Source organism: Pantoea sp. At-9b, from assembly GCF_000175935.2.
In the GTDB taxonomy this organism is placed as follows: Bacteria; Pseudomonadota; Gammaproteobacteria; order Enterobacterales; family Enterobacteriaceae; genus Pantoea.
The window spans coordinates 4,333,408-4,345,504 of sequence record NC_014837.1; the positions used below are offsets into that span (position 1 = coordinate 4,333,408).

Here is a 12,097-nt window from a genome sequence, read left to right on the forward strand (position 1 = left end):
ATTATGGCTCAACCCCATCTTTTGGCAGAAAGAATTTCTCGCCTGAGCAACGCCCTGGAAAAAGGGTTGTATGAACGGCATCATGCGATCCGCCTTTGCCTGTTAGCCGCGCTGAGTGGCGAAAGCGTCTTTTTGCTCGGGCCGCCGGGTATCGCCAAAAGCCTGATCGCCCGCCGCCTGAAGTACGCTTTCCAGCATGCCCGCGCCTTTGAATACCTGATGACGCGTTTCTCCACTCCCGAAGAAGTTTTTGGTCCCCTCTCTATCCAGGCATTAAAAGATGAAGGTCGCTATCAACGTCTGACCAAAGGCTATCTGCCGGATGCCGAAATCGTCTTTTTGGATGAGATCTGGAAAGCCGGCCCGGCGATTCTGAATACCCTGCTCACCGCCATCAACGAACGCCGTTTCCGTAATGGCGACAGCGAAGATAAGATCCCGATGCGTCTGCTGGTGACCGCCTCTAACGAACTACCGGAAGCCGACAGCGGGCTGGAAGCCCTGTATGACCGTATGCTGATTCGTCTGTGGCTCGATAATGTGCACGAAAAACAGAACTTCCGCAGCATGCTGACCCACCAGCAGGATGAAAGCGTCAATCCGGTGGCAGAATCGTTGTGCATCAGTGATGAAGAGTATCATCAGTGGCAGCAAGGCATCAGTCAGGTCAGCTTGCCGGATCACGTATTTGAGCTGATCTATCAGCTGCGTCAGCAGCTGGAGAATCTGCCTGATGCACCTTATATCTCCGACCGCCGCTGGAAGAAAGCCATCCATCTGTTACAGGCCAGCGCGTTCTACAGTGGTCGCGTCGCGATTGCCCCGTTGGATCTGATCCTGTTGAAAGATTGCCTGTGGCATGACGTCACGTCAATGAAACTGCTGGATCGCGAAATCGATGCGTTGATGACGCAACACGCCTGGCAACAACAACCGATGCTGATGAAGCTCCAGCAGATCAAAGCACGGCGACTGGCGCTGCAACAGCAGCAAAGCGTGGCCCAGGCGCTGACGCTGGAGAAGCACAGCGGCATGTTCAGCCGCAAACCCCATTATGAATTGCCTGCCACGCTCGGCGATGAGCAACTGACGTTGATGCTGCAACAACCGTTGATGCTGCATGATATGCAGGTCAGTCATGTGTTGATCAGCCGCGAAGCACTGAGCCAATGGCTGCTGAAGGGCGGTGAAATTCGCGGCAAGCTCAACGGCATTGGCTTTGCGCAGACACTCGATCTGCTGGTGGACGCTCATCATTGCCTGACATTACGTGATGTCAGCCTACAGGCAACGCGTCTGACACTGCCAGGTGCCAGCACCAGTAACGAACTGCCGCAGGAAATCGTTGATGAGTTTGACGCCCTGGATAACCAGTTGCGCGCTCAGCGCACGCTGTTCAGCCAGCACCAGCGCTGCCTGTTTATCAGCGATGACTGGCTGGCGCGCATTGAGACCAGCCTGCAAGATGTGGCAGAACAGTTGAAACAGGCGCGTAAATGATTTCGCTGGAGACGCTGAGCACGCTGTTATCGATTGGTGAAACTGAGCTGATCGAGGAGTTGATTTTGGCGCTGCTGGCGTCGCCGCAGTTGGCGATGTTCTTTGAGAAATTCCCGCGTCTCAAGCAGGCCATGATGCGCGACCTGCCGCGCTGGCGCGCTGAAATTGCCGAAGAGATGAAAAACACGGCGGTGCCCGAAACACTGGCGCAGGAATTTCAGCTGTTTCAGCAGGCGCAGTTGTTCAACCAGCATGAATTCAACCAGCAACTCCCCGCCATCATCAGCCAACTGAAAAGCCTGCCATCCCCCTTTATCGAAGAAGCCAGCAAATTGCTGCTGCATACCGATAGCGACCAGGTCAGCAACGCGCAACACACGCTGTTCCTGCAACGCTGGCGTCTCAGCCTGACGTTACAAACCCTGACGCTTAATCAGCAATTGCTTGAGCAGCAGCGCGAACGTCTGATGGCGGAGTTGCAGCAACGCATGGCGCTGAGCGGGCAGCTGGCCCCGATTCTCACCGATGACGATGAAGCTGCCGCCGGACGCTTGTGGGATTTGAGCAAAGCGCCGTTGCAGCATGGCGACTATGAACTGATCGTGCAGTACGGTGATTTTCTCGCGCAACAGCCCGAATTGATGAAACTGGCGCAACAATTGGGACGCAGCCGTGAAGCGAAGGCGGTGCCGTCCCAGGACGCGCCACTGGAAGAGTTTCACCAGGTGGTACGTGAACCGGATAACGTACCGGAAGAGGTCAGTGGCATTCATCAGAGCGATGATGTGCTGCGCCTGCTGCCGCCCGAGCTGGCTACGTTGAGCATCAGCGAGCTGGAGCTGGAATTTTATCGTCGCCTGGTGGAAAAACGCCTGTTGACCTATCGCCTGCAAGGCGATGCCTGGCATGAGAAAGTCGCTCTGCGACCGGTCAGCCATCAGCACCATGAAGAACAGCCGCGTGGCCCGTTTATTGTTTGCGTTGATACCTCCGGTTCCATGGGAGGCTTCAATGAGCGTTGCGCCAAGGCCTTTTGCCTGGCCCTGCTGAAGGTGGCACTGGCGGATAAACGTCGTTGCTACATCATGCTGTTCGCTCATGAGGTGATCGGTTATGAACTGACAGCAGATAACGGTATCGAGCAGGCCGTGCGTTTCCTCAGCCAGCGCTTTCGTGGTGGCACCGATTTGGCCGCCTGTCTGGCCGCCGTGGTGGCACGGATGGAGGGCAGCCTGTGGCAGGAAGCCGATGCGGTGATCGTCTCCGATTTTATCGCTCAGCGCCTGCCGGAAGAGATCGTTAACGCCGTGAAACAACGTCAGCGTCATAATCAGCAGCGTTTCCATGCGGTAGCGATGTCAGCCCATGGCAAACCGGGGATTCTGCGCATCTTCGATCATATCTGGCGCTTTGATACCGGCCTGAAAAGCCGTTTGCTCCGTCGCTGGCAACGCTAATTCATCTGACGGAAATGCTTATTTGCTATAGTGATAAGTTAATTCGCTGAGCAAACTGGAGCATATCGTGACCACCGCCTTGCCAACACCAACCCGCACGCTGCGGCTCTCCGGCCAGAATTCAGAACAAAAACGCGCCGAGCTGCTGGACTATTTTCTGCAAACCTGGACGCTGTACGAAAGCCTGTTCGATTGCCTTGCTGACGAACGCGCGTACTTCAATAAAGCCATTTCGCTACGCCATCCGCTGATCTTCTATTTTGGTCACACCGCGACTTTCTATATTAATAAGCTGATGGCGGGTCGCTACCTTGAACAGCGCGTCGACGATCGCATCGAAGCGATGATGGCGATCGGCGTGGATGAAATGAGCTGGGACGATCTCGACGACAGCCACTACAGCTGGCCGACGGTCGCGGAAGTGCGCGATTATCGCGGCAAGGTCAAAACCCTGGTCAGCGAATTTATCCAGAGCATGCCACTGGAACTTCCCATCAACTGGGACAGCCCGGCATGGGTGATCCTGATGGGTATCGAACATGAACGTATCCATCTGGAAACCTCCAGCGTCCTGATGCGCCAGTTGCCGATTGAGTGGGTGCAGCCGCAGGCGCACTGGCCGGTATGCCCACAGGCCAGACATGATCGCCATCAGGTTCCTGCCAACGCATTGATGGCAATGCCCGGTGGCCGTGTACAGCAGGGTAAAACCGACGATACCTACGGTTGGGATAACGAATACGGCAGCCAGCTGACTGAACTCAAACCGTTTAAAGCCAGCAAAATGCTGGTCAGCAATGCGGAATATTTTAACTTCGTTGCGGCGGGTGGCTATCAGGACCAGCGCTGGTGGGATGACGAAGGCTGGGGCTGGCGCACATTTGCAGCCGCACAGATGCCCGCCTTCTGGGTGGGAGATATTCAGCAACCCGATCAGCTAAAACTGCGTCTGATGACCGAAGAAGTCGCGATGCCGTGGGACTGGCCGGCAGAGGTTAATCAACTGGAAGCCGCGGCATTTTGTCGCTGGCTGGCAGAAGAGACCGGTAAAGCGATCCAGCTACCGTGCGAAGCAGAGTGGATGCAACTGCGTGAGAGGGTCGAGGGCGATCAGCCAGACTGGATCGACGCGCCAGGCAACATCAACCTGGCATATTGGGCTTCCTCCTGCCCGGTGGATCATTTTGCACAGGGCGAGTTTTTCGATATCGTCGGCAACGTCTGGCAATGGACCACTACGCCAACCAACGGTTTCGAAGGCTTCAAAGTCCATCCGCTGTATGACGATTTCTCCACGCCAACCTTTGATGGTAAACATGCGTTGATCAAAGGTGGCAGCTGGATTTCGACCGGCAACGAGGCGCTGAAATCTTCGCGCTACGCCTTCCGTCGCCACTTCTTCCAGCATGCCGGTTTTCGTTATGTGCTCTCCTCACACCAGGAGACGATGACGCTGAACCCCTATGAAACCGACAGCATGGTGTCGCAGTACCTCGATTTTCAGTACGGACCACGCTATTTCGGCGTGCCAAATTATGCCGAAAACCTGGTATCGCTGCTGCTGCCACATTGCAGCGAGCGTGGTCAGGCACTGGATATTGGTTGTGCCACCGGCCGTGCCAGCTTTGAGCTGGCGCGCCATTTCAACCACGTGGTCGGCATGGATTACTCGGCACGCTTTATTGATGTGGCCTTGCAGCTGACTTCCGGCGAGGATTTCCGTTATGTGGTGCCGGAAGAAGGGGAGCTGGTGGAGTATCGTCAGGTGCGCCTGAAAGCGTTCGATCTCGGTGACGAGCAGGTACAGCGTATTCATTTTGTGCAGGGCGATGCCTGTAATCTAAAGCCACAGCCGGATCGCTATGATCTGGTGCTGGCATCGAATCTGCTCGATCGCCTGCGTCAGCCGAAACGCTTCCTGCAAGATATCACCCCGATGATCCGCTCAGGCGGCCTGCTGGTGTTGTCATCGCCCTACACCTGGCTGGAGGAATTTACTCCGAAGGAGAACTGGTTGGGCGGTGTGCGTGAAAACGGTGAAGCGCTGACAACCTTGCAAACGCTGCAACGCCTGCTGCGTGATGCGTTCGACGAGATCGCCGCACCGCAGGATGTGCCTTTCGTCATCCGCGAAACCTCGCGCAAGTTCCAGCACACGCTGGCGCAGGTCACCCTGTGGCGTAAGCGTTAAAAGCTTGCAGACAGCGGCAGCCCCGCTGTCTGCACCTTGCCTGCCCGGTTATTTTGCTGCACATTCTCCTCAGTTCACTGAAGACCAATTGAAGAGGGAAGGATATGGCGGAACATGTGCAGCTGGATAATCTCGATCGCGGCATCTTAAATGCGCTGCTGGAGAATGCGCGCACAGCCTATGCCGAGCTGGCAAAGCAGTTCAATGTCAGCCCGGGCACCATCCATGTGCGCGTCGAGAAGATGCGTCAGGCCGGGATTATTCTGGGTACCCGGGTTGAGATCGATCCCCGTCAGCTTGGATTCGATGTCTGCTGCTTCATTGGTATCATTCTGAAAAGCGCCCGTGACTATCCGGCTGCGCTGAGCAAGCTGGAAGCCCTCGATGAAGTGGTTGAGGCCTGGTACACCACCGGCCACTACAGCATCTTTATTAAGGTGATGTGCCGCTCCATCGATGCCTTGCAACAGGTGCTCATCAACAAGATCCAGACCATCGACGAAATTCAGTCCACCGAAACCCTGATCTCCCTGCAAAACCCGATCATGCGCACCATCAAACCCTGATCCTCTTTTTTATTGTGCACAAACTTATCCCAGGCCGATCGCGCCTGGGTTGCCGCTTGCCAGCCAATGCTTTCTGTTATTAACCCTGTTTTCCACAGGTGGATCACGGCTTGATCACAGCGTACAATGCTCGCCTTTGAGTTCCGGAGAGCATCATGGCCGATATTACCTTAATCAGTGGCAGTACCCTTGGCAGCGCCGAATATGTCGCCGAACATCTGGAAGAAAAACTGCAGGAAGCGGGCTTCTCAACCGAGATGCTGCATGGACCGGAGTTGGATGAGGTGCCGCAGGAAGGTATCTGGCTGGTTGTGACCTCAACACACGGAGCTGGCGAGCTGCCGGATAACCTGCTGCCCTTCTATGAAGCCTTAAAAGAGACCCAGCCGGATCTCTCTGGCGTGCGTTATGGTGCTGTGGGCATTGGTAACCACGAATACGATCTATTCTGTGGCGCGATCAAACTGCTGGAAGATCAGTTGAACCAGTTGGGCGCCACACGTATTGGTGATCGTCTTGAGATCGACGTTCTGGAACATGAAATCCCGGAAGATCCGGCAGAGGTGTGGGTCGCGAGCTGGAAAACGCAGTTATAAGACGATCCAACCCGGTTGGGGATCGTGAAATCAAGGCGATCCCCAGAGTATTCCGCTGTTTTATGCTTTTTATTTTTCGATCTCCTGTGGATAACATAGATTAATTCATGCGTATAACCGGTAGTTATCCCAAGAATAACCGCTGATGCTTTTCTGAGCTGTGGGTAACTCGCCATTTTGATCTCAGCTTATACGGATCTGGATCACTGATCATTCACAGCAAACGATCCTGACCAACCTGCTGTTGAATAACCCTTTTTCCGTGTTATCAACAAGAGCGGGCGATCCTAATAAGAGATCTAACAGGAAGATCATCCAAAGAATAAAGATCCTTTCTTTTAAACCTCAGGATCGCACGGCTTTCACCGTAGACAGAATTTCAGTAGAATCCACCGCCCAGGGCAATGATCCCTGTCCGAATATTAACGAGGTACCACTTCATGTTTTATCCAGATCCTTTTGACGTCATCGTAATTGGTGGTGGTCATGCGGGCACAGAAGCCGCGATGGCTGCTGCCCGAATGGGTCAGCAAACCCTGTTACTCACCCATGACATTGATAAGCTTGGACAAATGTCCTGTAACCCGGCAATCGGTGGCATCGGCAAAGGACACCTGGTGAAGGAAGTGGATGCCCTCGGTGGTTTGATGGCAACGGCAATCGACAAAGCGGGTATCCAGTTTAGGATACTAAACGCCAGCAAAGGGCCGGCTGTCCGTGCGACCCGTGCTCAGGCTGACCGCGTGTTGTATCGCCAGGCAGTACGTACTGCGCTGGAGAATCAGCCTAACCTGATGATCTTCCAGCAAGCGGTTGATGATCTGATCGTAGAAAACGATCGCGTAGTCGGGGCTGTTACCCAAATGGGGTTGAAGTTCCGCGCTAAAACCGTGGTGCTGACCGTCGGGACCTTCCTGGACGGTAAAATTCATATCGGCATGGATAACTACAGCGGTGGTCGTGCTGGCGATCCGCCTTCTATCCCGCTGTCAAAACGCTTGCGTGCGCTGCCGCTGCGTGTTGGTCGCCTGAAAACCGGCACACCGCCGCGTATTGATGCCCGTACCATCGACTTCAGCCAGCTGGCTCCTCAGCATGGTGATAACCCGATGCCGGTGTTCTCGTTCATGGGCAATGTGTCACAGCATCCACAGCAGGTGCCGTGCTGGATCACCTACACCAACGAACAAACCCACGATGTGATCCGCAACAACCTCGATCGCAGCCCGATGTATGCCGGGGTGATCGAAGGGATCGGCCCACGTTATTGCCCGTCGATCGAAGACAAAGTGATGCGCTTTGCCGATCGTAATGCGCATCAGATCTTCCTCGAGCCGGAAGGGCTGACCAGCAACGAAATTTACCCGAACGGCATCTCGACCAGTCTGCCATTCGATGTGCAGATGCAAATCGTCCGTTCGATGAAGGGTCTGGAAAACGCGAAGATTGTACGTCCGGGTTATGCCATCGAATATGATTTCTTCGACCCACGCGATTTGAAACCGACGCTGGAGAGCAAATTTATCCAGGGTCTGTTCTTTGCGGGCCAGATCAACGGTACCACCGGTTACGAAGAAGCGGCGGCACAGGGGTTACTGGCTGGCCTGAACGCAGCCCGCCAGTCAGCTGACAAAGAAGGCTGGGCACCGCGCCGCGATCAGGCTTACATGGGCGTGCTGGTTGACGACCTGTGTACGCTGGGAACCAAAGAACCGTACCGCATGTTTACCTCACGCGCTGAATATCGTCTGATGCTGCGTGAAGACAACGCCGATCTGCGTCTGACCGAAGCCGGTCGCGAAATGGGGCTGGTGGATGATGCGCGTTGGGCGCGTTACAACCAGAAACTGGAAGCGATTGAGCAAGAACGCCAGCGTCTGCGTGATCTGTGGGTGCATCCCAAATCAGAAAACGTGGATGAAGTGAACAGCATTCTCAGTGCACCGCTGACCAAAGAAGCCAGTGGTGAAGATTTGCTGCGTCGCCCGGAAATGACCTACGCGTTGCTGACCTCGCTCAACAGCTATGGTCCGGTACTGGCGGATGAACAGGCCGCAGAGCAGGTTGAAATCCAGGTAAAATACGAAGGTTACATTGCCCGCCAGCAGGAAGAGATTGATCGCCAGCAGCGCAATGAAAACACCTTGCTGCCCGTCGATCTTGATTACCGTCAGGTGAGCGGTCTGTCGAATGAAGTGATTGCGAAGCTCAATGATCACAAACCCAGCTCGATCGGCCAGGCATCCCGCATCTCTGGCATTACGCCAGCTGCGATCTCCATTTTGCTGATTTACCTGAAAAAACAGGGTCTGCTGCGTAAAAGCGCCTGATTTACCACGGGGCGGGCCTGCTCGCCCCCGTTAATGGAATTCTCGTCGTGATTAACAAACTCTCCGCGCTGCTGAAAGCGGCAAACATTTCCCTCTCCGATCAACAAAAACAACAGCTGGTTGGCTATGTTGAGTTGCTGCATAAATGGAATAAGGCCTATAACCTGACATCAGTGCGCGATCCGCAGCAGATGCTGGTGCGCCATATTCTCGACAGCATTGTGGTGGAGCCGCATTTACAGGGTGAGCGCTTTATTGATGTCGGCACCGGACCGGGATTACCGGGCATTCCGTTGGCGATTGTGCGTCCGCAGTCTCACTTTACGCTGCTCGACAGCCTGGGTAAGCGTGTGCGTTTCCTGCGCCAGGTTCAGCATGAGTTAGGGCTTACTAACGTTACGCCAGTGCAGAGCCGTGTTGAAGAGTTCCCGGCCGAGCCGCCGTTTGATGGGGTGATCAGCCGTGCTTTCGCATCACTTGAGGATATGGTGAACTGGTGCCATCATCTGCCTGCGGCACAAGGACACTTTTATGCCCTGAAAGGGGTGCGTCCGGATGATGAAATAACCACCTTACCGGCTGGTTTTGTCGTGCAGCAGGTTTATCCGTTGCACGTCCCGGAACTGGACGGTGAGCGTCACCTGGTGGTCATCGCCCGTCAATAGCCCCTTAAATGGTATGGATTAACACCAATCTATACCATTTGAGTTACTCAACCGGTTGGATAAAAAATCAGCAATCGAACACCAGACGATAAAGAGATTTATTCAGCAGGGCAGGGGAAGCAAGTTAACATTCCCGTTAGAAATTATCCGAAAAGCTCTGTTACATTTAACGTTTAATTCACATTTTATTATCAGTTAGATCACTTCTCTGGGTGTATTTACGGAAAAGGATAGTCACGTCGGAAAATATAACTCTGCAATAAATCGGCGTGCGTAATATCAGTTTTACGTTTTTATTGCGCCGGGAGATGTCAATAGAGTGTTTTTATCGTTAATCCAGCCGATGTGACCAGAATATATTTTTATCTTTTTGAAAAGTATAGATTTGCACCTGCATTGAAATCGATATTTCTTTGTTCAAAACAAAATCGCATCATGCCCACATGCTTATAATGTGATCTAAAGCACGCTTTAAAAGCAAGTCGCAGGCGCAATTTCACCTGCTGAATCCATCTCTGCTGGATGCGAATCTTTTGAAAAATAGCCCTCCGGAAAGAAATTTAAATAATTGTTCACCTTTTCGCTACTTAGCGATTGAAATCGCAGGTGCGGCCCGTATAATTTGCACGGCTTTTGCTGCTTGACTCAAATGAGTAAAGGCAGTCTTATACGACACGCGACATACCCCGTTTGGGGCAGGAGAGTTCAGCACCATGTCAGTGTCTCTTTACAGTGTGAAATTGGCCCGAACCGTGCTGCTTATTCAGCTGGTGACTTTTGTCGTAATCGGTGCGTTGTTTAGCCTGAAAGATGTCATCTGGGGTGCCTCCGCCATCGCTGGTGGAGTGGCGGCCTGGCTGCCGAATGTGTTGTTTATGTTTTTAGCCTGGCGCCTGCAGGGGCAAACACCGGCCAAAGGGCGTGTAGCCTGGAGCTTTGCCTTCGGTGAAGTGTTAAAGGTGTTCGCCACCATTATTTTTCTCATTGTGGCGTTGGGTGTGTTTGGAGCGGTCTTCTGGCCTCTCGCAATCACCTGGTTATCGGTGCTGGTGGTGCAGATCGTCGCACCGGCTGTAATTAACAACAAAGGGTAAGAGGCATCATGGCTGCAGGAGAAATCTCTACTCCGCAAGAATACATAGGTCACCACCTGAATAACCTTCAGCTGGACCTGCGTACTTTCGAGTTAGTGAATCCGCACGACGCTCCCGCGACGTTCTGGGTATTAAATATCGATTCCATGTTTTTCTCTCTGGTGCTGGGACTGATCTTCCTGGTGTTGTTCCGTAAAGTGGCAAAAAGCGCCACCAGCGGTGTGCCAGGGAAATTACAAGCGGCTATCGAACTGGTTGTCGGTTTCGTTGATAACAACGTGCGCGACATGTACCACGGTAAAAGCAAACTTATCGCCCCGCTGGCTCTGACGATTTTCGTCTGGGTCTTCCTGATGAACTTCATGGATCTGCTGCCTATCGACCTGCTGCCGTTTATCGGTGAGCACTATTTAGGCCTGCCGGCGCTGCGCGTCGTGCCGTCTGCGGACGTGAACATCACGCTGTCTATGGCGTTGGGCGTATTTATTTTGATTCTGTTCTACAGCATCAAAATGAAAGGTGTAGGTGGCTTCGCCAAAGAGCTGACGCTGCAGCCTTTTAATCACCCGATCTTCATCCCCATCAACCTGATTCTTGAAGGTGTTAGCCTGCTGTCCAAACCGGTTTCACTCGGTCTGCGACTGTTCGGCAACATGTATGCGGGTGAGCTGATCTTTATCCTGATTGCCGGTCTGCTGCCGTGGTGGTCGCAGTGGGTGTTAAATGTGCCGTGGGCCATTTTCCACATCCTGATTATTTCGCTGCAGGCTTTCATTTTCATGGTCCTCACGATCGTCTATCTGTCGATGGCATCTGAAGAACATTGATTTTTTATCTCAACTACTTAGCTTTTAACTGAAACAAACTGGAGACTGTCATGGAAAACCTGAATATGGATCTGCTGTACATGGCTGCCGCTGTGATGATGGGCCTGGCGGCAATCGGTGCTGCGATCGGTATCGGCATCCTCGGAGGTAAATTCCTGGAAGGCGCAGCGCGTCAGCCGGATCTGATTCCTCTGCTGCGCACGCAGTTCTTTGTTGTAATGGGTCTGGTGGATGCTATCCCGATGATCGCTGTTGGTCTGGGTCTCTACGTGATGTTTGCTGTCGCCTAAAGCCTGTAGCCTTGTTTCTCACGGCACACGGTGTGGTGAGAAACGGATTCTGCCGCTTATCATTGATAACGGCAGAGCAAGTTAACTTAATAAGAGGCATTGTGCTGTGAACATTAATGCAACAATCCTCGGCCAGGCCATCGCGTTCATCCTGTTTGTCGCGTTCTGCATGAAGTACGTATGGCCGCCGATTATGGCTGCCATCGAAAAGCGTCAGAAAGAAATTGCTGACGGCCTTGCTTCTGCTGAGCGCGCGAAGAAAGATTTGGATCTCGCGCAGGCCAATGCGACCGACCAGCTGAAAAAAGCCAAAGAAGAAGCCCAGGTCATTATCGAGCAGGCGAACAAACGCCGTGCACAGATTCTGGACGAAGCGAAAACTGAAGCCGAAACTGAACGTAACCGCATCGTGGCGCAAGCGCAGGCAGAAATCGAAGCCGAGCGTTCACGTGCCCGTGAAGAGCTGCGTAAGCAAGTCGCGTTGCTGGCATTAGCTGGCGCCGAGAAGATCATCGAACGTTCCGTGGATGAAGCTGCTAACAGCGACATCGTTGATAAACTGGTCGCTGAACTGTAAGGAG

11 protein-coding genes are annotated in these 12,097 nt (G+C 53.4%); all 11 read left to right on the forward strand.

What is annotated here, in order from left to right; genetic code table 11:
* Positions 1-3: 3 nt before the first annotated feature.
* The 11 genes from ravA (at position 4) to atpF (ending at position 12,093) form a co-directional block, all read left to right on the forward strand.
* Entirely contained in the window at positions 4-1,500 is a 1,497-nt protein-coding gene (gene ravA / locus PAT9B_RS20040) for an ATPase RavA (protein ID WP_041526025.1), read from the forward strand.
* On the forward strand, positions 1,497-2,957 hold the full coding sequence (gene viaA, locus PAT9B_RS20045) for an ATPase RavA stimulator ViaA (RefSeq protein WP_013511090.1): 1,461 nt from the start codon (positions 1,497-1,499) through the stop codon (positions 2,955-2,957). The genes ravA and viaA overlap by 4 nt, the downstream gene beginning before the upstream one ends.
* A gap of 46 nt (positions 2,958-3,003) precedes the next feature.
* Entirely contained in the window at positions 3,004-5,148 is a 2,145-nt protein-coding gene (gene ovoA, locus PAT9B_RS20050; protein ID WP_190274674.1) for a 5-histidylcysteine sulfoxide synthase, read from the forward strand.
* Positions 5,149-5,252: 104 nt separating this feature from the next.
* Positions 5,253-5,714 carry a transcriptional regulator AsnC gene (gene asnC / locus PAT9B_RS20055; RefSeq protein WP_013511092.1) on the forward strand — a complete coding sequence of 154 codons (462 nt, stop codon included), beginning with the start codon at positions 5,253-5,255 and terminating at the stop codon, positions 5,712-5,714.
* 155 nt (positions 5,715-5,869) lie between these two features.
* Entirely contained in the window at positions 5,870-6,310 is a 441-nt protein-coding gene (mioC, locus tag PAT9B_RS20060) for an FMN-binding protein MioC (RefSeq protein WP_013511093.1), read from the forward strand.
* A gap of 440 nt (positions 6,311-6,750) precedes the next feature.
* Positions 6,751-8,640, forward strand: coding sequence for a tRNA uridine-5-carboxymethylaminomethyl(34) synthesis enzyme MnmG (mnmG, locus tag PAT9B_RS20065; RefSeq protein ID WP_013511094.1), 1,890 nt, complete (start codon positions 6,751-6,753; stop codon positions 8,638-8,640).
* 47 nt (positions 8,641-8,687) lie between these two features.
* Entirely contained in the window at positions 8,688-9,305 is a 618-nt protein-coding gene (gene rsmG, locus PAT9B_RS20070; RefSeq protein ID WP_013511095.1) for a 16S rRNA (guanine(527)-N(7))-methyltransferase RsmG, read from the forward strand.
* Between the two features lie 713 nt (positions 9,306-10,018).
* Positions 10,019-10,399 carry a F0F1 ATP synthase subunit I gene (atpI, locus tag PAT9B_RS20075; protein ID WP_013511096.1) on the forward strand — a complete coding sequence of 127 codons (381 nt, stop codon included), beginning with the start codon at positions 10,019-10,021 and terminating at the stop codon, positions 10,397-10,399.
* A gap of 8 nt (positions 10,400-10,407) precedes the next feature.
* Entirely contained in the window at positions 10,408-11,226 is an 819-nt protein-coding gene (atpB, locus tag PAT9B_RS20080) for a F0F1 ATP synthase subunit A (protein WP_013511097.1), read from the forward strand.
* 50 nt (positions 11,227-11,276) lie between these two features.
* Positions 11,277-11,516, forward strand: a complete 240-nt coding sequence (gene atpE, locus PAT9B_RS20085; RefSeq protein ID WP_003849523.1) for a F0F1 ATP synthase subunit C — start codon at positions 11,277-11,279, stop codon at positions 11,514-11,516.
* 106 nt (positions 11,517-11,622) lie between these two features.
* Positions 11,623-12,093 (forward strand): F0F1 ATP synthase subunit B, encoded by a 471-nt coding sequence (gene atpF / locus PAT9B_RS20090; RefSeq protein ID WP_013511098.1) that lies wholly within the window; start codon positions 11,623-11,625, stop codon positions 12,091-12,093.
* Positions 12,094-12,097 lie beyond the last annotated feature (4 nt).

Coding starts and splice junctions, on each gene's coding strand:
- mioC (WP_013511093.1), top strand. CDS start 5,870: ATGGCCGATATTACCTTAATCAGTGGCAGTACCCTTGGCAGCGCCGAA.
- atpB (WP_013511097.1), top strand. CDS start 10,408: ATGGCTGCAGGAGAAATCTCTACTCCGCAAGAATACATAGGTCACCAC.
- asnC (WP_013511092.1), top strand. CDS start 5,253: ATGGCGGAACATGTGCAGCTGGATAATCTCGATCGCGGCATCTTAAAT.
- viaA (WP_013511090.1), top strand. CDS start 1,497: ATGATTTCGCTGGAGACGCTGAGCACGCTGTTATCGATTGGTGAAACT.
- atpI (WP_013511096.1), top strand. CDS start 10,019: ATGTCAGTGTCTCTTTACAGTGTGAAATTGGCCCGAACCGTGCTGCTT.
- atpE (WP_003849523.1), top strand. CDS start 11,277: ATGGAAAACCTGAATATGGATCTGCTGTACATGGCTGCCGCTGTGATG.
- mnmG (WP_013511094.1), top strand. CDS start 6,751: ATGTTTTATCCAGATCCTTTTGACGTCATCGTAATTGGTGGTGGTCAT.
- ravA (WP_041526025.1), top strand. CDS start 4: ATGGCTCAACCCCATCTTTTGGCAGAAAGAATTTCTCGCCTGAGCAAC.